This window comes from Qipengyuania sp. YIM B01966 (genome assembly GCF_016461955.1).
Lineage (GTDB): Bacteria > Pseudomonadota > Alphaproteobacteria > Sphingomonadales > Sphingomonadaceae > QFOP01.
Genome location: NZ_JADMNM010000004.1, coordinates 190,676 through 211,268, shown reverse-complemented (window position 1 = coordinate 211,268; position 20,593 = coordinate 190,676). Strand labels below are relative to the sequence as shown.

Annotated in this window: 16 protein-coding genes, 1 tRNA gene and 1 pseudogene; 10 read left to right on the top strand and 8 right to left on the bottom strand. The window is 66.0% G+C overall.

Going from position 1 to position 20,593, the window contains the following annotated elements; all coding sequences use genetic code 11:
• The first annotated feature begins 202 nt into the window (after positions 1-202).
• On the top strand, positions 203-1,456 hold the full coding sequence (locus ILT46_RS07190) for an acyl-CoA dehydrogenase family protein (RefSeq protein WP_199503944.1): 1,254 nt from the start codon (positions 203-205) through the stop codon (positions 1,454-1,456).
• A 1-nt stretch (position 1,457) separates the two neighbouring features.
• On the opposite strand, the gene ILT46_RS07185 is transcribed toward ILT46_RS07190, so the two are convergent.
• From ILT46_RS07185 to ILT46_RS07170, 4 genes are all read right to left on the bottom strand, one after another.
• A complete protein-coding gene (locus tag ILT46_RS07185; protein ID WP_199503943.1) occupies positions 1,458-2,654 on the bottom strand; it encodes an NnrS family protein in 1,197 nt (398 codons plus the stop codon).
• Positions 2,655-2,673: 19 nt separating this feature from the next.
• On the bottom strand, positions 2,674-4,926 hold the full coding sequence (locus ILT46_RS07180; protein ID WP_199503942.1) for an adenosylcobalamin-dependent ribonucleoside-diphosphate reductase: 2,253 nt from the start codon (positions 4,924-4,926) through the stop codon (positions 2,674-2,676).
• A 96-nt stretch (positions 4,927-5,022) separates the two neighbouring features.
• Positions 5,023-5,307: a hypothetical protein gene (locus ILT46_RS07175; RefSeq protein ID WP_199503941.1), complete on the bottom strand. Its 285-nt coding sequence runs from the start codon at positions 5,305-5,307 to the stop codon at positions 5,023-5,025.
• A gap of 324 nt (positions 5,308-5,631) precedes the next feature.
• Entirely contained in the window at positions 5,632-6,546 is a 915-nt protein-coding gene (locus tag ILT46_RS07170; protein ID WP_199503940.1) for an RHS repeat protein, read from the bottom strand.
• A 187-nt stretch (positions 6,547-6,733) separates the two neighbouring features.
• On the opposite strand from ILT46_RS07170, the pseudogene ILT46_RS07165 reads away from it, so the two are divergent.
• Positions 6,734-7,183, top strand: a pseudogene (locus ILT46_RS07165) (transposase); the annotation flags it as partial.
• A gap of 164 nt (positions 7,184-7,347) precedes the next feature.
• Here the strand turns inward: ILT46_RS07165 and ILT46_RS07160 are convergent.
• Complete coding sequence (locus ILT46_RS07160; protein WP_199503939.1) at positions 7,348-10,305, bottom strand: CHAT domain-containing tetratricopeptide repeat protein; 2,958 nt, start codon at positions 10,303-10,305, stop codon at positions 7,348-7,350.
• 168 nt (positions 10,306-10,473) lie between these two features.
• Between ILT46_RS07160 and ILT46_RS07155 the strand changes: the two genes are divergently transcribed.
• The 4 genes from ILT46_RS07155 (at position 10,474) to ILT46_RS07140 (ending at position 13,723) form a co-directional block, all read left to right on the top strand.
• On the top strand, positions 10,474-11,157 hold the full coding sequence (locus ILT46_RS07155) for a response regulator transcription factor (protein ID WP_199503938.1): 684 nt from the start codon (positions 10,474-10,476) through the stop codon (positions 11,155-11,157).
• A gap of 5 nt (positions 11,158-11,162) precedes the next feature.
• Complete coding sequence (locus ILT46_RS07150) at positions 11,163-12,539, top strand: sensor histidine kinase (protein WP_199503937.1); 1,377 nt, start codon at positions 11,163-11,165, stop codon at positions 12,537-12,539.
• Complete coding sequence (locus ILT46_RS07145) at positions 12,536-13,141, top strand: hypothetical protein (RefSeq protein WP_199503936.1); 606 nt, start codon at positions 12,536-12,538, stop codon at positions 13,139-13,141. The genes ILT46_RS07150 and ILT46_RS07145 overlap by 4 nt, the downstream gene beginning before the upstream one ends.
• A gap of 135 nt (positions 13,142-13,276) precedes the next feature.
• A complete protein-coding gene (locus ILT46_RS07140) occupies positions 13,277-13,723 on the top strand; it encodes a DUF2141 domain-containing protein (protein ID WP_199503935.1) in 447 nt (148 codons plus the stop codon).
• A 1-nt stretch (position 13,724) separates the two neighbouring features.
• On the opposite strand, the gene ILT46_RS07135 is transcribed toward ILT46_RS07140, so the two are convergent.
• Together ILT46_RS07135 and ILT46_RS07130 are read right to left on the bottom strand one after the other, a co-directional pair.
• Positions 13,725-15,191: a DNA photolyase gene (locus tag ILT46_RS07135; protein WP_199503934.1), complete on the bottom strand. Its 1,467-nt coding sequence runs from the start codon at positions 15,189-15,191 to the stop codon at positions 13,725-13,727.
• Between the two features lie 77 nt (positions 15,192-15,268).
• Positions 15,269-15,344 (bottom strand) — tRNA-Thr (locus tag ILT46_RS07130).
• 123 nt (positions 15,345-15,467) lie between these two features.
• On the opposite strand from ILT46_RS07130, the gene ILT46_RS07125 reads away from it, so the two are divergent.
• Both ILT46_RS07125 and ILT46_RS07120 read left to right on the top strand, forming a co-directional pair.
• Positions 15,468-16,460, top strand: a complete 993-nt coding sequence (locus tag ILT46_RS07125; RefSeq protein ID WP_199503933.1) for a diacylglycerol kinase family protein — start codon at positions 15,468-15,470, stop codon at positions 16,458-16,460.
• The gene (locus ILT46_RS07120; RefSeq protein WP_199503932.1) at positions 16,457-17,356 is read left to right on the top strand and encodes a hypothetical protein; all 900 of its coding nucleotides are present in this window, start codon (positions 16,457-16,459) and stop codon (positions 17,354-17,356) included. The genes ILT46_RS07125 and ILT46_RS07120 overlap by 4 nt, the downstream gene beginning before the upstream one ends.
• Here ILT46_RS07120 and ILT46_RS07115 read toward each other — a convergent pair whose 3' ends face one another.
• Positions 17,357-17,836 (bottom strand): DUF2141 domain-containing protein, encoded by a 480-nt coding sequence (locus ILT46_RS07115; RefSeq protein ID WP_370592372.1) that lies wholly within the window; start codon positions 17,834-17,836, stop codon positions 17,357-17,359.
• Positions 17,837-18,060: 224 nt separating this feature from the next.
• Between ILT46_RS07115 and rpe the strand changes: the two genes are divergently transcribed.
• The gene (rpe, locus tag ILT46_RS07110) at positions 18,061-18,723 is read left to right on the top strand and encodes a ribulose-phosphate 3-epimerase (RefSeq protein WP_199503930.1); all 663 of its coding nucleotides are present in this window, start codon (positions 18,061-18,063) and stop codon (positions 18,721-18,723) included.
• Positions 18,724-18,737: 14 nt separating this feature from the next.
• Positions 18,738-20,588: a heparinase II/III family protein gene (locus tag ILT46_RS07105; protein WP_199503965.1), complete on the top strand. Its 1,851-nt coding sequence runs from the start codon at positions 18,738-18,740 to the stop codon at positions 20,586-20,588.
• Positions 20,589-20,593 lie beyond the last annotated feature (5 nt).

The window sequence follows — 20,593 nt, the reverse complement described above, 5'->3', positions numbered from 1 at the left end:
AGATACTGGCTCCAATTTGTCCACGTCGCCTAGCCTGTCCGCTTCCTGATGGGTTTGCGGCAGATAATTTCCGCTCGCGATATCGCGCACGTTCGACGGACGCGGCGAGCTATGATCTGCATCAAGGCGAACTGTGGAACGGCAAAGTAGCATTCACGTGAAATCGATGTCGAAGAACGACCTCGACTAGCGAGATGCACAGATGGATTTCACTTTATCAGAGAGACAAACCGCATGGCGTGACCGGGTGCGCAGCTTCATGCATTCGTTCGTCTATCCAGCAGTTCCTGCCTATGATGAGCATATGCAGACTGAAGGTATTTCCCGCTGGTCGCCTCCGCCTGTCATTGAGGAACTCAAGGCTCGTGCATTCGCCGAGGGGCTATGGAACCTCTTCCTTCCACCTTCTGAAAGTGACGACGAGAACTACCGCGGTGCCGGACTGAGCAATCTCGAATACGCATTGTGCGCCGAGGAGATGGGCCGTGTGGGCTTTGCCTCCGAAGCATTCAATTGCTCGGCGCCTGATACCGGTAATATGGAAATACTGCACAGATATGGCTCGCCAGAGCAAAAGGCGACTTGGCTGCGGCCGCTACTGGATGGTGAAATCCGCTCGGCATTCCTGATGACCGAGCCGAACGTGGCGTCATCGGACGCCACGAACATCCAGACCTCCATTCGCAGGGAAGGTGACGACTTCATTCTAAACGGGCGGAAATGGTGGTCGTCCGGAGTCGGTGATCCGCGCTGCAAGATGGCGATCGTGATGGGCAAGACCGATCCGGAAGCGGAACGACACGCCCAGCAATCGCAAATTATCGTTCCCCTTGATGCCGATGGGGTCGAAGTCGTGCGGATGCTGCCGGTGTTCGGATACGACGATGCACCCCATGGTCACGCGGAAGTCCTGCTGCGCAACGTCCGGGTTCCCGCCTCGAACATCATCCTGGGCGAAGGCCGGGGGTTCGAAATTGCGCAGGGCCGTCTCGGGCCGGGACGAATCCATCACTGCATGCGCGCAATCGGCGCTGCGGAGGTGGCGATCGAGAAAATGACCGATCGTCTTCTGTCGCGAGTGGCCTTCGGAAAACGGCTGGCGGATCAGTCGATATGGGAGCAGCGGATCGGCGAGGCGCGGTTAGACATCGAAATGACGCGCCTGCTCTGCCTCAAGGCCGCCGACATGATGGACAAGGTCGGCAACAAGGCCGCGCGGCGGGAAATCGCAATGATCAAGGTTGCCGCACCGCGAACGGCCTTGCGGGTTATCGACGATGCGATGCAGGCTCATGGTGCGGGCGGCTTGTCCGACGACTTCGGGCTTGCGCATGCATACGCCGGAATGCGCTCGCTCCGCATCGCCGACGGACCGGACGAGGTTCATCTGCGGGCCATCGCGCGGCAGGAATTTCAAGGGCATGGAGAACGGATGCGTGCCTGGAGGGGACATTGACCTAGCGCGATCCACGACGCACCCGCGGAAGAACAAGCATCGGTGCGAAGAAAATAAGAAAAACGCCGAACCCAAGCATCCAAAGCTCGCCGGCGAGGAGCCATCCTTCCTGCAAGGGGATCGGACCGGTTCCGGAGACGACGCGGACTATTGCGCCGAGCGAGGCGAACAGAACGGCCGCCAAAGGAGCAAGCCGCCAACGAGGGTGGCGACCGGTCTGAGTAATGCTCAGGCGAGCCATGACGGCCAGTATCATGCAGGAGATCGATCCGGCCGTAAGCAGGTGCATGACATCCGACTGACGGCCTTCCCCGATGAACGAAAGGCCAAGCAGTCCAAGGGGGAGTAGTAGATAGGCGAGATGAAGGGAGATGACCGAAGGCTCATGTGTGACGCGCCATGGCTGCCAGCGGATCGCGCGAGCCAGATGCAACACGCCGGCGAGAGCCAACATGGTCGGCGCGACTCCTTTCAAGTCCACGATCCAAGCCAGCGAAGCCAGGGCGGTCACCCAGTTTACGATGGCGTCGAACCGCGTTTCCTGAGCAGTGACTGTCGTGCGAATATCTCGTGGAAGGGCATTGCGGGTAAAGGACGGAAGAAGCTTACCGCCGACAAGCGAAATTAGCAGGACGAGGATCGCAATGCCTGCCCGAGCGAAAATGCCATGATCGAAACTGCCGGTTGCAGCAGCAAGATGATGCGCACCGCACGCGATCGCGAATACGGCCGTCAGCACTGCTATCGAGGCGCCTCGGCCCTTTCCATGCCAGCTCTCGCGGCCAATCACAGCTGCCAGAACGAAATAGTAGCCTGAGTCAATCAGTGCTGCAGGCCACGGCCCTGCCCAGCCGGCGGCGGCGTTGATTACTCGCGCCAGGACCCACCAACCCATCATTACAAGGAGAGGCCCCCCGATTGCCGGAAGGCGACCGCTCCAGTTCGGAGTAGCCGTAAGCAGATACCCTGTCATCGCCGCGCCCACGCCACCAAAGATCATCTCATGGCTGTGCCAAGTCACGGGATCCAAGTGCGACTGAAGTTCGATCTTTCCTGACAGAAACGCCAACCAGAAGGCCATCGCTATCGGAAACCACGCTGCGCTTGCGATGAAGAAGGGACGAAACCCGGCCTGCAGCACGATCGGTGCTTTCGCTTCACGTTCGCGTCGCAGGGCCAGGCGTTTCGTTCCGTCCATCAGCTATGATTATAAAGTTTCATCCACATTTGGAAAAGCCGCAGGAAAGGCATTTGTTGCAGCCTTCTTCTCGTATCATGCCGGGAACCCCGCACTGGGGGCAGCAGGGACCCATCGGGGCTGCCGTAAACGAGGTTGCAGCTTCAGGATTCGGCTCGATCGGCAGATCCAACTGGGCCGGCGCGAATTGCGCCATGTGTCGCTCGATGATGTCTCCGATCGCGGCGAGGAGTGAGGGAACGAAGCGACCGGTGACCCATGCTCCTCCGCGCGGATCGAACACCGCCTTGAGTTCCTCCGCGACAAATGAGACGTCACCGCCGCGCCTGAACACGGCGGATATCATTCGGGTTAGAGCCAAGGTCCACGCATAGTGGTCCATGTTCTTCGAATTGATGAATATCTCGAAAGGACGTTTGTGCGTGCCATCATCAATGTTGTTGATGGTCACGTAGAGGGCATGCGCGCTGTCCGGCCACTTGAGCTTGTAAGTGGCGCCATCGAGCATCTCCGCTCGTTTCGGCGGTTCCGAATGGACTGGGTCTGCAAAGACCTCCTTTTCGCCGCCTGCTGGTTCTTCGACGCTCAGCACCGAGCCGGTCACCGCATTGGGACGATAGGTGGTCAATCCCTTGCACCCGCGAGCATAGCCTTCGCGATAAACTTCCTGGAAATCGGCGAACGGAATGTCTTCCGGCACGTTCACGGTCTTGGAGATCGAGCTGTCGATCATTGACTGTGCAGATGCTTGCATTGCGACGTGATCGGCGGGAGAAAGCGACTGCGCACTGACGAACAATTCTGCCGGGGGCTCCTCGTCACCGCGCAAGGCGCGCCATTGGCGCAGCGCGTCGTCTTCGACCGCTTCGTGTCTGGCCGAACCATCGGGATTAAGGATCCTGCGTTGATAGCTGTAGGCAAAGACCGGCTCGATGCCGGAAGATACATTGCCTGCCAGTAGCGATGTAGTGCCGGTCGGTGCGATCGAGGTCAGACATCCGTTTCGCAGCCCGTGCTCCGAAATCAGGGTGCGTGTTTCCTCGTCCAGGGCCTCGATATTGGGACGTTTAAGCATGGAAGGGTCGTAAAGCGGAAAAGCGCCTTTCTCGCGCGCCAGTTCTGCCGATGCGCGGTAAGCAGCGGTCCGGATCGTTCCCAGCCACTCCTCGAGCAAAGCCACTGCGTCGTCGGAGCCGTAAGCCGCGCCGCAGTAGAGCAGAGCATCGGCGAGGCCCGTTATGCCGAGCCCGATCCGGCGTTTGGCCTTGGCTTCGGCCTCTTGCTCGGGAAGAGGGTAGCGGCTGATGTCGATGACGTTGTCCAGCAGGCGGATAGCCGTGGCGGTGAGTTCGGTGAGCGCGCCAAGATCAAGCCGTGCATCGTCTTCGAAGGGACGTTCGACCAGAGCGGCAAGGTTGATTGAGCCGAGCAGGCATGCGCCGTAGGGCGGAAGCATCTGTTCCCCACATGGATTGGACGCGCTGATTTTCTCGCAGTGCGCAAGATTGTTGAGTGCGTTGACACGATCGACGAAGATCACGCCCGGCTCGGCGACGTCATAGGTTGCGCGCATCAACTGCTCCCACAAGTCACGCGCCTTCACCGTGCGATAGGTCTCGCCCTCGAAGACGAGCGGCCAGTCGGCATCGTTTTCGAGCGCATCCATGAAAGGATCGGTGACCAGAACCGAAAGATTGAAATTTCGCATCCGCTCGGGCTGCCGTTTGACGTCGATGAATTCCTCGATGTCAGGATGATCGATGCGCAAGCATCCCATCATCGCCCCGCGCCGTGCACCAGCTGAGTGAACCGTGCGACACATCGCATCCCAGCAGTCCATGAAGGAGAGCGGTCCCGATGCATCCGATCCCACGCCCTTGACCTCTGCGCCGCGCGGCCGGATCGTGGAAAAATCCATACCCACGCCGCCTCCCTGCTGCATGGTAAGCGCCGCCTGCTTGAGATGTTCGAAGATGCCCTCGAGGCTGTCGGGGATGGTCCCCATCACGAAGCAGTTGAAAAGCGTAACCGCGCGTCCGGTTCCGGCGCCCGCCAGTATTCGGCCGGCAGGTATAAACCGCAGAGATTCGATCGCTTCGTAGAACCGGCCTTCCCACTCCGAACGGCTGAGCTCGGGTTCAGCTTGGCTGGCCGCTTTTGCAACTCGGCGTGCGGTATCGGTGAAGTCCGCGTCACCACGATCGGTTTCGTTGCCACTAAAGCGGTATTTTGCGGACCAGATATCCTGCGCAATCGGAACTTCGAAACTCATAACGTCACCTCCGCTTCGCAGATTAGCGTTGCGGCAAGATAGACCGAGTGACCGAGATCATGCCGCGCAGCATGATCGCCGAAAAACATTCGCGATCTAAAGGCCGAGTTCGGGAAGCCAGATCTGCCCGGTATACTGGAACCGGCCGACATTGCCGGAGCCGGGGATGCCATATTGTCCTCGCGGTGCTCGTTCAGCTTCGCTTCCATCGTAGCTGTTGATCGCGATCCGCGCGCCCGCAGAGTTGGTCACCGCGACGATCGAGCCGCGCTCATCGGCAAACAGATAGCGCAACGCGCTGGCATCGGTGCTGGCGCCGACATACCAGGCGACCGGATCGTCGGCGCCGGCGATAGGGCCATGGACATAGCGGTCGGTCATCGTCCCGGCCGCATCATATTCGGCGATCAGCGCATCGCCATCGTAGAGGAACCGGCGGGTGGCGCTGTGGCTGCCCGATACCTCGTAAAGGCGGCCCAGCGGATCATAGCGCAGCTGCGCGCTCGAGCCATTGCCGGTCCGGCTGATCAGCCGGTTCTCGCTGTCATAGACATAGCTGTGGGTGGCATCCGAGGTGAGGTTGCCATTGGCATCATAGGCGAAGCTGGCATTGCCGGCGCTGGTGTACTGGTTCAGACCGTTGGCGACATAGGGGCGCTCGATGGTGACCCCGCCATTCCAGGCATAGCCATCGTTGGCCCGGTTCTACCCGATGATCTGCCCTGCCGCATTGTAGACATAGGTCCGCGGGCTGTCATCGGCTTCGCCCGCAAGGTTGACGATCATCCAGTTCAGCCGCCCGACCGGATCGTACCTGAACGTGTTGGCGGCACTTGACCCGCGCCAGGCATGATAGAGCTGGCCATTGGCAAAGTACTGATAGCCGAACAGCGTCGCCTGCGGCGAGGAGACCGAGGTCGTCTGCCCCGCGATGTTGAGCGCGTGGGTGAACGCCTGACCGTGGGGATGGGTGATCTGCGTGCGGCGACCGGCCGCGTCATAGGCAGACCCGACGATACGGGTGACCCCGTCCATCGTGGTGGTGGTCGAGTTCTGCCGGCCGAGCGCATCATAGCCAAAATAGACGCCTTGGCCGCCGCTGCCATCGAAGGTCACCGAGGTCAGCTGGCCGAGCAGGTCGAACCGATAATCCACCGGCCGGCGCTCATTCGCCGGCACATCGGCGCGGTAGGGCAGGGTCTTCTTGTAGAGCCGGCCGAGATTGTCGTACTGCAGTGCGATCACGTCACCCCGCCGCGTACGGAAGCTGGTCACATTGCCGGCCGCATCGAACCCGTACTGCTCGTAGTCGGTGGTCGAACTGGTATCGGCACCCGGGGTCGGCACCGGGAAGCGCACCTGATAGTTGCGGTCGTGCCCATCAAGGACATAGGTCGTGCGGTTGCCCCTGGCATCGGTCGCCCGCGCAAGCCGGCCATTGGGCGTGAACCCAAGCGTCACCTCGTTCACCGCCAGCGAGGTCCCGTAACCGTTGGTGACCTGCGTGACGCGGTCGAGCGTGTCATAGCTGTAGCGCGTGATGCGATCAGGTCCGTAAGTGCCCTGCGGACCGGGCTGACAGGCATCGGCCGGCAAGGAGGTGAAGGCCGCGGAGTTCATCCGCGTCGCCCGCGTAATCGATATCGGTAACCCGTTCAGCGGCACCGCCCGCGCAGGTTGCGGCGGTTGCGCAATTGCGGACCGTGTCGGGCACGGTGACCGGCGCGCTGTTCGTCCACCCGCCAGCGCCAAGCACGCGCGGCTGCACCTGCGTATAGGAGTAGGTCGTAGTCGGGCGCGGCACCCCGACTTCACCTATGACCACGAAGATGACAGCTATATCTGCCCAGCTGGCAATCGGCTGCGACGCTTAAATCGCAACTTCAGCACGCCGCGTAGCTGGATCGATAAGGACGGGTCGATCCGTTACCGCGCCCGGCAGCAAGACTGTCAGGCCTGCGCCCTGCGGCAACGTTGCACGCCCAACATGCCAGCCCGCAAGGTGACCCGGTCGGTCCACGAAGGCGCACGAGATCTTACCCGCGAGATCACCGCCAGCGATGCCTTCCTCGTCTCCAGTCGCCAGCGAAAGAAGATCGAGATGCTGTTCGCGCACCTCAAGCGCATCCTCAAGCTGGACCGCTTGCGTCTGCGCGGTGCCAAGGGAGCGAAAGACCAGTTCCACCTTGCCACAGCAGCCCAGAACCTCCGCAAACTCGCCAAGACGAGGCCGAGGCCGGGCCTCGCACCCGCCTAGCCGGACGGCAAGGACGCTCGTCCGCTGTCAGTCGTCGCTATCCGACCGCTTCGGCAGCGACTTCTTCAACGGAATAGGCCCACGAGCTGCGGCTAAGCCAACGTTGCGATGAAAATCTCCCATTGATATAAGTGCCCATCGTTGTCAGGTCGGGTGCGCCAGCCCTATTCGATCACGATCAGCGGCGCCCAGGTTGCCGGGTGCGCGGCGCCAGGCGTCGCGGTGTCGTCGATCAGTGCCAGTTGCGCGCGGCGCAGGGCGGCGGCGCGGCCCATACCGGCGCGGACGTGGCGGATCGTGTCGACCGTCAGGCGCGCGGCGATGTCGTCGCGCACGCGCCAGTGCGACAGCAGCATCGCGCGCGCACCCGCCGCGAAGAACGCCTGGGCAAGCCCCGAATAGACCGGCCCGCCGCCACCGTCGCCGGCGCTGGTGTCGCAAGCCGACAGGATAATCCAGTCGGCCGATAGCTGCATCTGGGCGACTTCACTGGCGGTCAGCAGTCCATCCTCCTCGCTGCCGTCGCGTGCCGGCGTGAGGACCAGCGCCGGCTCGGTCAGGCTGCGGCTGTAGCCGCCGACCAGGCCATGGGTGGCAAAGGCGATCACCGCAGCATCGCCCAGCGGAGTGGCGCGGAGCCTGGCTTCGGTCGCCTCGGCGCCCAGCAGGAGCCGGTGGGGCGCGGGCAGCTCGGCGGCCATCGCGCGCAGCTCGCCCTCGGCACGGGGCAGATCGGGCAGATCGAGCGCCGGGGATTTGCCGAGCGATGCCGTGCGCACCGCCGCACGCAGCGTGGCGGGCCCCGCATCGGCATTTCCCGGCGGGCCGGCGAGGCTGGGCGCGCCGATCCCGGTGAAACCCTTGGACGCGCCAGGGCGCGCCGGCGGTGCCGCTATGGCGTTGATCGTAAGAGGGACGGCGATTTCGCTGCGGCGGATCAGCCAGGCGGTTTCGGCCAGCGCGGCGCGGTTTGTGTCATCGCCATTTGGGGGCTCGGTCACCAATGCCGCGAAGGGCACGCTGGCAATCGCGCCGCCGGCCAGAATGTCGAGCCGCGCTGCCGGTTCGACCAGCGGGCGGAGCGCATCGGGAACCAGCGTTCGGTAAAGCCGGTGAGCGGCCTGCCGGTTGAAGCTGGCCGCGCCGCTGCTCGCGACGCCCTGTTCGATCGAGGCGCGGACTGCTTCTATTTCGCGGTGAAGCGACTGGCTGTTTCCCGCAAGAACGCTGCTGGCCACGCGGTCGCGGGTCACTGCCATGACTGCTGCGTTGCCGGTCCCTTCCGCATAGACCAGCACCGTGCGGCCCGGTGACAATCGCGCCTGAAGCTGAGCGAGGGGCAGGGGCTCGACCATGGCGGTGCGGCGGAATGCGGGCATCACCAGCGAGAGGTCGGCATCGGCAGCGCGCAGCTGCTCGTCGGCGGTGACGACTTTCGCATTGGCCAGTTCTATCGCCGCCGCATCCCCGCTGCCGACCGCACTGCTGAGCGTCTTGCGCAGCCTGGTCGCCTCGGCCGTTAGCTGCAGATAGTGTTCAAGTGCGGCGGATTGCTCCGGAGTGGTTGCAGCGCCGCGCGCCGACAGGGCCGAGAAGGCCGTCGAAAGATCACCCAGATTGGCCATCTGCAGCGCGTCGAAGGCAGCCGCCTGGTCCCCCGCGGCGAAGGCGATACGAGCTAGGTCGACAAAGGCCGAGCGATATTGCTCGGACAGGCGGAAGCGGTCGGCGCGCGGGGTCGCCCGGTCCAGCAGCATGGTGCGAGCTGCGCTTGTCCCTTCCTTGGCGGCGGCGAGCGCTTCGGCCGGTTTGCCTTCGGCCAGCAGAAGGTGTCCATAATTGACGCTGGCCCGAACGCGGTGGGGATTTTCAGGCAGCGTCACCCGGCGCAGGGCGGCGAGCGCATGTTCGCTCAGCGGGCGGGCCTCGGCCAGCTGGCCCTGATCGACCAGCACGGCAGCGAGATTCGCCTCGGCCAGCGCGACATCGCGATGTTCAGGCGTTGGGCTCACCCGCCGGGCTGTGTCGACTGCGCGGCGCCACATGGCCAGCGCTTCGTCGCTGCGGCCCTGCTGGCGCAAAACATACGCAATCTGGCCAAGCGAGGTGGCAATCGCGCCTGGATTGCCGCTGTCCGGATTGGCAGAAAAGATTTCGGCCGCCTTGGTGTAATATTCGTATGCGTCGGCATAGCGCCCCGACCCGCTCAGCGCGAAGCCGATCGCATGATAGGACATGGCGAGGTCCGGATCGTCGGCCGGGTGCGTCGCCAGCCGCATGGCGAGCGCGCGCTGCAGGACGGGTTCGGCCTGGCCGAACAGCCCGGCATCGATCAGCGCCACACCCAATTGATGGAGCGCGGCCATCGTCACCCGGTGATTTGCCGGCAGGTTGGCCTCGGCGTACAGCGCCGCGCCGCGCCCCGCGGCGATGCTGGCGGTCTGGTCGCCCGCCTGGCTGCGCAGCGCCGACAGGCTGAGCCAGTAGATCGCCACCTGATCCTTCGCTTCGCCATTGGCGTCGGCAGCCCGGCGAGCGATCTCCAGCGCCTGTTCGACCTTGGGCAGGGCGGCAAGAAAATCGCCTTGCCGATATTCGACCAGCGCGATGCCATACAGCACGCTGGCATATTCCATACTCTGTTCGCCGGCGAGCGCGCGGGTCATGACAAGAGCGCGCTGCTTGAAGGCCATCGCCTCCTCGAGCTTGCCCTGCGTCGACAGCACTGAACCGATATTATTGATCAGCTGGGACCAGTCGGTGGTCGGCGGGCCGCCGGCAGCAACCAGCGCCGCATCGACCTCGCGCAAGATCGCCAGCGCCTCGTCATGGCGGCGCAACCAGAAGAGCGCGCCGGCCCGCGCGGCGCGAGCATACAGCAAGTCTTCGGCAATCGTCGCCGGATCGGCTTCGGCCTCGGCAATGGTTGCGTCGGTATGCATCAACGCAGCAGCCGGATCGCCGGATGCGTCCATAACTTTCAGCGCGCGCAGCCGCTCTGCCAGCGATTGCGCCGGCTGTGCCGGTTGTTCCTGCGCCATTGCCGAAAGCGGCCAGCCCGCTGCTGCCACCAGTGTGGCCGCTCCCAGCCACGCGCTCACGCCCGCATTGCGACCCGCCATGCCCTCTCCTCACAGCAAGCGACCCATGAGGCGCGCACCCTTGCGCTGCCAACAGGGATTGGCGCGAAAGACGGACGGTGACAAGATTTGTCATCATGGTGACGGGATGTTTTGTTGGCGCGTCAGCCAGCCATCCCGCAAGCACGCTGCGGGCAACGGGGTTACGCGATGGACATTCTGCTGATCGAGGACGACCCGGAAACCGCGCGCATCCTGCGCGAGCAACTGGGTGAAGCGGGTCACGCGATTGTCCATGCCGCGAGCGCCGCTGACGGGCTTGCTCGCGCCGGCGAAGGGCCATTCGACATCATCATTCTCGACCGGATGCTGCCCGACGGGACGGGTCTCGAAGTGGCCCGGCGGCTGCGCAGCAAGGGCTGTTCGTGGCCGATCCTGATGCTCTCGGCCCTTGGCCGCAGCGAAGAGCGGGTCGAAGGCCTCGACGGCGGTGCTGACGACTATCTGGCCAAACCCTATGACAGGCAGGAGCTGCTCGCGCGCATCAGCGCGCTGGCCCGCCGCAGCGCGCAGCAGGAAAATGGCGCCATCGTAACCTTTGGTGATATCGAATGCCATGTCCGCGCGCGCACCGTGTTTCGGCGCGGTGTCCATGTCCCGCTCTCACCGCGCGAATACGAGCTGCTCAAATTCTTCATCGATCATGGGGGCGATGTGGTAACGCGCGAGATGCTGCTCGCCGCGGTGTGGAAGCTGCATTTCGACCCGCAGACCAATGTCGTCGATGTCAGTATCGGGCGTCTGCGCCGCAAGCTCGAGGCGGCCCACCCCGAACCGGTGCTGGAAACGATCTGGGGCACCGGCTATCGCCTGCTGGCTTGCCAGCCGGGCTGAGCGGCATGTTCCTGCGCTTCCTCAACCATTCGCTCCTGGCGCGCTATACGGCGATTACCGCGCTGGCGACGGTGGTCTTGCTGGGCGGCGGGGCGCTGTTCCTCAATCGCGTGCTCGAGGACAGCATCGAGAACCGGCTGATTCGCGAGGTCGATGTGGACCTTGCCGGGCTGGTCGACATTTATGCCAGCAGCGGGCGGGCGGAACTGACCGAGCGGATCGAGGACCGGCTGGGCACCGTCGCCAGCGACCAGCCGCATTATTATCTCGGCGATGCGGCGGGCAATCGCGCGGCCGGCAACATCGCCCGCCTGCCGCCGCTGTCAACGCACCTGTCACAGGGCGGCAAGGTGACGCTGGCGACGGGCGAAAAGGTGTTTGCCCGGGCGACCATGATCGGTCCCGACACGGTGCTGGTCGTGGCGCATGAATACGGCACCGTCGAGCGCGATTACCGCCGCCTGCGGATCGCGCGCTGCGGCGTAGGCGCGCTGCTGCTGGCGGGCTTCATCGTCATTGGTGCGCTGCTTGCGCGCCGGCTGCGCCAGCGGGTCGACCGGATCGCCGAGGTGCTCGACGGGGTAGATCGCGGCGAGATCGACCGGCGCGCAGAGCTGACCGGGCCCGATGACGAGATCACCGCGCTGGCCCGCGCGACCAACCGCACCATTGCCCGCTATCAGGCGCTGGCCGACGCGCATCGCGAAGTGACCGAACACACCGCGCATGAAATGCGCACCCCGCTGGCGCATCTCGACTACCGGTTGGGCAAGCTGGCCGATGACGAGACTGCCACCGAGCCCAGCCGCGCGCTGGCGCAGGTCGCACGGGCTGACATCCGCAACATCGTCGCGATGCTCGATTCGCTGCTCGATATCGCCTCGAGCGAGGCGCGGCGCGATGATTTTCGATCGCTGCCCGAACTCGACCTGTCGCAGCTGTGTCTGCAGATCGGCGAGATGTATCAGGAAAGCACCGAGGAGGATGGCACCGAGGTGACGCTCGATATTGCACCTGACGTGGTGGTTCGCGGCGATCGGATGCAGCTGTCGCGGATGCTGACCAACCTGCTCGACAATGCGCTGCGCTACGGCCGGGGGGAGGGGGCGGCCGGCGCGCGGATCGGCCTCGTATTGCGGCCTGGGCCCGTCCTGCGGGTGTGGGATAGCGGGCCGGGCATCCCCGATGGCTTGCGCGACCGGCTGTTCGAGCGGTTCGTCCGGGGAGACCATGGTGCGGCGGGCCAGGGGCATGGGTTGGGACTTGCGCTTGCCCGCGCGATCGCGGAACGGCATGGATGGCGCATCCGTCTGGCTGATGCCGGACCGGGCGCATTGCCGGGGAAGGGCGCGGTGTTCGAAATTGCGAGAGATGGCAGGTGATGCTTTCGGGTCGCGCGCGCACGGTATGGATAGGTGCGGCACTGGCGGCGCTGGCGGGTTGCAGCGCGGCGCCGCCCGCGTCCTTGACCGACCCCGCGCCGGACGAATTGGCCGGCTGGCTTTCGGTCGCTGAAAGCGCATCGGCTCGGCTTGCGAACCATCCGGCCGACCAGGCCGCGGCGCGCATCCTGGCCTTTGCGGTTCGCGAACTTGAAGCGGGCGGAGTTGCGCCGGCAGAAGGGCAGCCCGATCTGATTACGCGCTGGCGGCAGCAGGCCGAGACGGCGGGCGCGAGCCGCCCCGGCCCGCCATTGCGCGGCCGAGTGCTCGGCCCGCTCTATCGACGGGGCGTGGTAGCCCCGCATGGGGAGGCGCGGAGCGAGCAGGCCTTTCACGGCGGACAACTCGCCCGCGTCACCTTGGCTCCGGCGCAGCCCGGCATCAGCCTGCACGTCCACGGCACGGCGGATGCGCGGCTGGTGACCTGCCGGCAGCGCCAAGTCCACGAATGCGCATGGCTGCCGCTGTTCACCGAGCGGTATCGGCTGGTGGTGCGCAATTCGGGCAACCGTTCCGTCACCTATTTCCTCACGATGGATTAAACCGCCCGCGAAGCGACCTTGCACCGTGTCGCGAATGCGATAGGGCGCTGCATCCGTTCAGCGGGCGGTGGGAATGGCCCTGCTGAAGGCGCTGCCTGCCCGCCTTTTTCTCGACACAGGCCAGCGGAGTTGACCATGCGCTTTGCATCCATCCTTGTCGCCCTTGCGCTGCTGCTGAGCGCTCTGATCCCGCCCGCGGGGTCGGCAACCACGCCGCGCAGTGTCGAACTGACCGTGGCGGTCGCCGGACTGCGCAGCCATGAAGGGGTGATCCGCATCGCTGTCTGCGCGCCGGATACGGGGTTTCCGCAGTGCCGCCACCGAGCAGTGGCCAACCTTGTGATCCCCGCTGGCCAGACGGCCGAAGCGCATATCCTGCTGCCGCCCGGCAGCTATGCCGTTTCGGCCTTCCACGACCGCAACAATAACGGTCGGCTCGACAAGTCGATGGGCATCCCGCGCGAGGGCTTTGCCTTTTCGCGCAACCCGCCCTTGCGGATGCGCCCGGCCACCTTCGACGAGGCACGGCTGGAGGTGGACCGGCCCCTCAGGACCACGGTCCAGCTGCGCCACCTGTTGTAGTTCAGACGTAATATTCGCGGTCGAACGAGGCGAGATCGATTTCAGGGAGGAGCCGCGCGGTCCAGTGATCGACGAAGTCCGCCACGCCGTCGCGCTTCATCATCGCCGCCGTGCTGGCGCGCATCAGCCGGCCATAGACAGGCGTTTCCTTCCACGCCGGCCGCGCATCGCCGAAACCCCAGCGCATCGATACATAGGTCGCCGGATCGCGCCCGTCGATCGACACCCGGTCGTTGATATAGCAACCCCATGCCCAGGCGGTTTCGGGGTCGGGCGCCCAGCGCAGTAACCCCTTGGACCAATACATCCTGAGGTTGTTGTGCATCCAGCCGGTCAGCAGCCACTGGGCCTGTGCCGCGTTCCATACGCGGTCAGGCGTGCGGGCATGCATGATCTCGGCGAGGGACAGCACTGGCTCGCGCGGGTCGGCGCGATGCGCGTCGAGCGTTTCGCGCGCCCATGCGGCGAGGTGGGCGTAACGATGGATTTCGGGGTTGCGCCAGGCCCGCCAGTGCGACCATTCGCGCCAGGTCAGCAGCTCGTCATAGAACTTGTATCGCTGGCTCGCCGTGACATCGAGCGCTTCGACCCGGGCCATCACCTGCCACGGCGCGATCATCCCGAACCGCAGATACGGCGACAGGCGCGAGGTGCCCTCGGCCAGCGCGGGGTTTGTGCGCTTGGCGCTGTATTGCCGAACGAACTGGGCATCCACGCCGGCCAACCGCGCCGACGCTGCCTCCGCCGTGGCCGGGTGTTCGGCGACACTGCCCAGCGTCTGATCGATCGGCAGCCCGGCGACGAGCCGGTCGAGCGCGGTTTCATCATGGTCAGCGAGCTCGACCAGTTCGCCAGGCAGGTTGGCCGGCACGGTGCGCTGCTCGGGCTGTATCGGACAGCGCATGGCCAGCCAATCATGGCGCAGGGTTGAATGCGCGCGGCGGAACGCCGCAGTCGTGCCGACCCGCGCGGGCAAGGCGCGGACGGGGACTACCCGCGCGGCATCGACGGCATATACCGCCACCCCCGCCCTGCCGGCAAAGCTGCCCGGCTGGGTTGCCGGAACGAAGGTGAAATGCTGGTCGACAAACACGGCGGCTGCCTTGCTCGCCAGCCGATAGACAAGGCCGCGACCATGATCGGGGCCTTGCTGCACGAATTGGCGGCAGGCGATTCCGCGGCTGCGCAAGCTGCGGCCCATCGCCGCGCTGGCGCCAAGGATGAATCGCGACAGCCGGGCCGAGGCATAGGGATAATCGCAGCGCAGCCCGTGATAGACCAGCACCGGCAGGCCCAGCCGGTTGGCCAGCACGGATGCAGCATCAATCACCGGATGATCATCACCCCGCAGGCTTTGCTGAAGCCAGACCAGCACGTAATCCGCACCCGCCCGCTGCGGCGCATTGTTCAGCGCCTCTACGCGCAAGGCCAGCTCTGGCGGGAGAAATTCATCAGGTGATTGCCGCATCACACTCTCCGCGCATAGCCAACCCCTGCGCCATGCGCCCGCGCAGCAACCGTGACAATCGCGATTTGGGAAAATGGTGGTGCCGCTTACGTGACTCGAACACGTGACCCCATCATTACGAATGATGTGCTCTACCAACTGAGCTAAAGCGGCGCGCCTGGTGGGGCGGGCGTTTAGCGGTGGGGGGCGGCGAGGGCAATCCCCCTTGGGGGCTGGTGCCGAGGCGGATTGCCGAGGGCGTTTTCAACCGCGCGGGGAGGCTCTATGCCACCGGGCATGGTCAGCGCGTTGCATTCCTCCGCACCAACTGCCGAAGCCCCGCGCCGTCCGGTGATCGGGGCGATTTTCAATCCGCGCAGCCACCGCAATTCCGGGCGCGTTTCAGCGATGGAGGGACAGCCGCAGGTCCATATCGCGCAGCCCGAGAAGCGCGACGCGATCGCCCCGGTGCTTGCCGATTTTTGCGCAAAGGGGGTCGAGCTGCTCGCCATCAGCGGCGGCGATGGCACTGTGCGTGACGTGCTGACGCGAGGTTATGGCGTCTATGGCGAGGACTGGCCGCTCCTCGCCGTGATTCCGCGCGGCAAGACCAATGCGCTGGCGATCGATCTCGGCGTGCCGGCGGGCTGGACACTGGCCGAAGCGGCGGATGCCGCCGGCGCGGGCCGGCGCGTGGTGCGCCAGCCGCTGCTGGTGCGCTCGCTCGATGATCCCGGACGGCCGCCTGTGCTGGCGTTCCTGCTGGGCGCGGGCGCCTTCACCACCGGCACTCGCGCGGGGCAGGACGCACATCGGCTGGGCGCATTCGACAGCCTGGCGGTGGCCGGAACGGTCGGCTGGGGGCTGGCGCACGCATTCTTCGGGACCGCGCGCAATCCGTGGCGGCGGGGCACGCGGATGACCATCACGCTGCCAGATGGCGGCGAATTGCCGCATTCCGGTCGGGGAGATGCCGGGCGCCGGGCGCTGGTGCTTGCCTCGACCATGCGGCGCTTTCCCGCCGGCCTCAGACCCTTTGCGGGCGCGCAAGGGAGCGGGCCGGTGCAGCTTGCGGTTATGGACGTGCTGCGCCGCCGGCTGCTGCTGGCGCTGCCGGCGGTGATGTTCGGTCACAACGCGCCGTGGATGGCGCGCGCGGGGATGCGGCGGCTGGCGGTGAGCGGGTTCGAATTCGCGATTGGCGATGCCTTCATCCTCGACGGGGAGGAATTTCCCGCCGGGCGCTATTGCGTTGAAGCCGGACCGCGTCTGGAGTTCGTCATTCCATGAGCGGCGCGTTGGCCCACCGGCTGGCGGGGCAGGCCTCGCGCCCTCTGGCGCGCGAAGTGACTGCACTGGCGCGGCAATTGGGCGAAGAGGCCGGGGCGCTGGCGGTGCTGTTCTATGGCTCGAACCTGCGGACAGGCGCGCTTGACGGGGTACTCGATTTCTATGTCCTGTTGCCTGGCCCGCAGACAGACCGGATCTGGCCGCGCGTCAGTTATCGCGAGGTGTCGCCGCGTCCAGGTCTGACCTTGCGGGCCAAGATCGCGACGATGGCGCTGCGGACCTTTCTCGCCGCCGCGCAGGGCAAGACGCGCGACACGACGATATGGGCGCGGTTCGTCCAGCCCGCGGCGCTCGGCTGGCACCGCGATGCGGCGGCGAGGGCCGAGGTGCTTGCCGCGCTGGCCGCGGCCGCGCGCACGGCGGCGCGGCTGGCGGTGGCGCTTGGCCCCGAGGAGGCGGCGGAGGAGGAATACTGGGCGGGCCTGTTCCGCGCGACCTATAGCGCAGAATTCCGGGTCGAGGCCCCCGGCCGCGAACGCAGCATCCTCGAAGCCAATCCGGCGCATTTCGCGGGCCTGCTGCCCGCGGCGCTCGAAGCCGAAGGGATCGCGTGCAGCGTGACGGAGAACGGGACGATCCGCCCGGTGCTCTCGCCCGAAAGGCGCCATGAGATACTACGCTGGTGGCGCGCGCGGCGGCGGCTCGGCAAAGCTCTCAACCTGCTGCGCCTGCTCAAAGCCTCGACCACTTTCGATGGCGCCGCGCGCTATGCCGCGTGGAAGATAGAGCGGCACACGGGCGTCCCCGTCACCCTGACGCCTTGGCGCGAGCGGCACCCGGTGCTGGCCGCGCCGGGTGTGCTTTACGATCTGTGGCGCAAGCGGCGCGGCCGCTGATCACATATAGCGCATGCGGATGGTGATCCGCCGGACATCCTCGCCCACGGCAAAGGCGGTCGCACGCCAGCTCGGCCGGCCGAGGTTGAAGACGTTGATGCTGGGATTGTTCGACATCGCACCGCCATCGGTGCGCAGATCGGTCCGGCCGTTGCCGTTGACATCATGGCGCACCGCTATGCCATAGCTGCCGGCCGAGGGGACGGGGACGCAGAAGGTCATCGTCCCGGCGCGCGCCGGGCTTTCGATCCGGGTCAGCCAGCGGCCGCTCTGCAGCCAGTCGGCCGCCGTGCCGCGATAGGACTGGACGCGCACGGTGCCGGCCGACTGGCTGACACCTTCGACCGTAACCAGCACTGCCGGGCCGCTCCCCCGGCAGCGCGACAGATCGTTGCCGATCCGCTGGTTGTATTGCGCCTGCGCCGGGGCCGCCGCCAGCAGCGCCACCGCACCCAGAGCAAGAGAGGTTATCCGCTTCATCATCGCTTGCCTGCACATTCCATTCTTGCGCGGGAGATCGGCGGCCACTGGCCGCATGCCCCGCTTGTCGTGCGGGGCTATGCCCGACGAGGTGTGAATTTGTCCTGAATTGCGTAGGCCCCGCCGTTGCGGGGGGCGGTCCGTGTGGATAAGGGCGGCCAGGGCGCTTGTCGCCGCGCCCGCGCAGTGGCTAAGCGCCGCAGACCGACTGCCGAGGCACCGACATGGCCGCTCCGCTGATCTCCCCCTCGATCCTGTCCGCCGATTTCGCGCGGCTGGGCGAAGAGGTGCGGGCGATCGACGCGGCGGGGGCCGACTGGATCCATGTCGATGTGATGGACGGCCATTTCGTGCCCAACATCACCATCGGCCCGTCGGTGGTCAAGGCGCTGCGGCCGCACAGCGCCAAGCCGTTCGACGTTCACCTGATGATCGCCCCGGTCGATCCCTATATCGACCAGTTCGCCGCCGCCGGCGCCGATATCATCACCGTCCACCCCGAGGCGGGGCCGCACGTCCACCGCACGGTGCAGGCGATCAAGGCGGCGGGCTGCCAGGCGGGCATTTCATTGAACCCGGCCACGCCGGCCAAGATGCTCGACTATCTGATCGACGAGATCGACCTGGTGCTGGTGATGAGCGTCAATCCCGGGTTCGGCGGGCAGAGCTTCATTGACAGCCAGCTGCGCAAGATTGCCGCCGTGCGGCGGATGATCGACCAGAGCGGTCGAGGGATCCACCTCGAGGTGGATGGCGGGGTCAATCCCGAAACCGCCCGCCTGTGTGTCGAGGCGGGTGCTGATGTGCTGGTGGCGGGCAGCGCCACCTTTGCCGGCGGGCCTGCACGCTATGCCGCCAATATCGCCGCGCTCAAGGGGGCGGCGTGAGCGGTGTCGCCGCGATGAGCGACCCGGCCGCGCAAGATGACGGCGCCGCTCCGGTCCTGCCGCTCGCGACAGACCGGGCCGAACCGCTGGCCCAGCCCGACCCGACGCCGCCGGGTGAACTGGTCGAGCCGGGCCGCGCGCTTGTACTCGCCGATTTCGCCCCGCCGGCGCTCAGCCCGCACGAGCGGATCGTGCGGCTCGCCTATCGGTTGGGCGTGCCCGCCACGCTGCTCACCTCCCCCATGGGCAAAGCGCCAAAAACGCGGCTGCTGGCGACAGTCGAAGCGCCCGATCTGGGCGAGCGTGCCGCCGGGGTGGCATTGCGCGCCGGGCATTTCCTGGTCCACGGGGTCAAGGCGCCGATTGGCGAGATCGATTTCGCCCCCGGCGGCAGGCTGACCCCGCCCTTCGAGCGGGTGGTGCATGGCTTCACCTGGCTCGACGATCTGGCCTGCTGCGCGCCGCGCGAGCAATGCCTCGGCACGGCCGAGCGTGTGCTCAAGGCGTGGCTGGCGGCCAACCCCGCGCCGGGCAAGGGGGCGGCCTGGCAGGTCGAGAATGCCGGGCTGCGGCTGCTCGGCTGGATCGTCCACGCGCCGCTGCTGCTGGCGGGCGGCGACCGCAAGCTGCGCGGCAAGGTGCTGGCGCAGATGGAGCAGACCGCCCGCCTGCTCGACAAGAAGGTCACCCGCGGGCCCGACCGGCTGGCCGAGGCTACCGGCTGGGCGGCGATCGTTGCCGCCGGGCTGCTGTTGCCCGATGGCAAGCCGCGCCGGCTTTATGGCGAGGCCGGGCTGCTGCGCGCGCTGGGCGAGCTGGTGGCCGAAGATGGCGGGGTGCTGTCGCGCAGCCCGCTGGCGCAGCTCGCCGCGATTGACCTGCTCACCCGGCTTAACGCCTGTTACCGCGCGGTGCGGCGCGATCCGCCCGACGCGCTCGGCGCGATGCATGCGCTGCTGGTGCCCCCGCTGCTGACGCTGGTGCATGGCGATGGCGGGCTGGGAAGCTGGCAAGGCGCCGGCGCGGTCAGCGCCGATCGGGTGGCCGCCAGCATTGGCGCCAGCACCATCCGCACAAGGCCGCTGCGCGATGTGCGGCAATGGGGCTATCAGCGGGTCGCCGCCGGGCCGGCGGTGCTGCAATTCGACACCGCGCCGCCACCGCTGCCGCGCCATGCGCGCCATGGCTGCGCATCGTCATTGGCGTTCGAATTGTCGCATGGCGCCTGCCGGGTGATCGTCAATTGCGGGGGCGCGGCGCTGGCTGGCGGGCAGGTGCCGCTGCGGATCGAACAGGGCCTGCGCGCGACCGCGGCGCATTCCACGCTGGTGCTCGACGATACCAATTCGACCTCGATCCTGCTGAACGGCAAGATCGGCGGCGGGGTCAGCGAGGTCGAGCTTGACCGCCGGCAATTGACGCTCGACGGGCCGGGTGGCGCGGGGACTGGTTCGGGTGGAGGGGCGACGCGGATCGAGGCGAGCCATGACGGCTATGTCGCGCGCTATGGCATAGCGCATCGCCGCATCCTGATCCTGCGCGATGATGGCAGCGAATTGCGCGGCGAGGATCTGCTGGTCCCGGCGGGCAAGCGCGCCAGGCGCGGGATGATCGGCTATGCCATCCGCTTCCATGTCGGCCCCGGGGTCGAGCTTGGTCTGGCCGATGATGGCAAGGGCGCCGGGCTGGCGCTGCCCGACGGCTCTTACTGGCAGTTCCGCGCCGGCGAGGGCGAGATAACGATCGAGGAAAGCCTGTGGGTCGATGGCGATGGCCGCCCGCAGCCGATCCAGCAATTGGTCATCCAGGGGATGACGGCGCGCAGCGGGGCGAGCTTCCCCTGGCTGCTGAAGAAGATGGGATAGTTTCG

Bases quoted from the DNA above. Each gene is read 5' to 3' on its own strand.
- ILT46_RS07190 (WP_199503944.1), top strand. From the start codon at position 203: ATGGATTTCACTTTATCAGAGAGACAAACCGCATGGCGTGACCGGGTG.
- ILT46_RS07185 (WP_199503943.1), bottom strand. From the start codon at position 2,654: ATGGACGGAACGAAACGCCTGGCCCTGCGACGCGAACGTGAAGCGAAA.
- ILT46_RS07180 (WP_199503942.1), bottom strand. From the start codon at position 4,926: ATGAGTTTCGAAGTTCCGATTGCGCAGGATATCTGGTCCGCAAAATAC.
- ILT46_RS07175 (WP_199503941.1), bottom strand. From the start codon at position 5,307: ATGACCGACCGCTATGTCCATGGCCCTATCGCCGGCGCCGACGATCCG.
- ILT46_RS07170 (WP_199503940.1), bottom strand. From the start codon at position 6,546: ATGAACTCCGCGGCCTTCACCTCCTTGCCGGCCGATGCCTGTCAGCCC.
- ILT46_RS07160 (WP_199503939.1), bottom strand. From the start codon at position 10,305: ATGGCGGGTCGCAATGCGGGCGTGAGCGCGTGGCTGGGAGCGGCCACA.
- ILT46_RS07155 (WP_199503938.1), top strand. From the start codon at position 10,474: ATGGACATTCTGCTGATCGAGGACGACCCGGAAACCGCGCGCATCCTG.
- ILT46_RS07150 (WP_199503937.1), top strand. From the start codon at position 11,163: ATGTTCCTGCGCTTCCTCAACCATTCGCTCCTGGCGCGCTATACGGCG.
- ILT46_RS07140 (WP_199503935.1), top strand. From the start codon at position 13,277: ATGCGCTTTGCATCCATCCTTGTCGCCCTTGCGCTGCTGCTGAGCGCT.
- ILT46_RS07135 (WP_199503934.1), bottom strand. From the start codon at position 15,191: ATGCGGCAATCACCTGATGAATTTCTCCCGCCAGAGCTGGCCTTGCGC.
- ILT46_RS07125 (WP_199503933.1), top strand. From the start codon at position 15,468: ATGGTCAGCGCGTTGCATTCCTCCGCACCAACTGCCGAAGCCCCGCGC.
- ILT46_RS07120 (WP_199503932.1), top strand. From the start codon at position 16,457: ATGAGCGGCGCGTTGGCCCACCGGCTGGCGGGGCAGGCCTCGCGCCCT.
- ILT46_RS07115 (WP_370592372.1), bottom strand. From the start codon at position 17,836: ATGAAGCGGATAACCTCTCTTGCTCTGGGTGCGGTGGCGCTGCTGGCG.
- rpe (WP_199503930.1), top strand. From the start codon at position 18,061: ATGGCCGCTCCGCTGATCTCCCCCTCGATCCTGTCCGCCGATTTCGCG.
- ILT46_RS07105 (WP_199503965.1), top strand. From the start codon at position 18,738: ATGAGCGACCCGGCCGCGCAAGATGACGGCGCCGCTCCGGTCCTGCCG.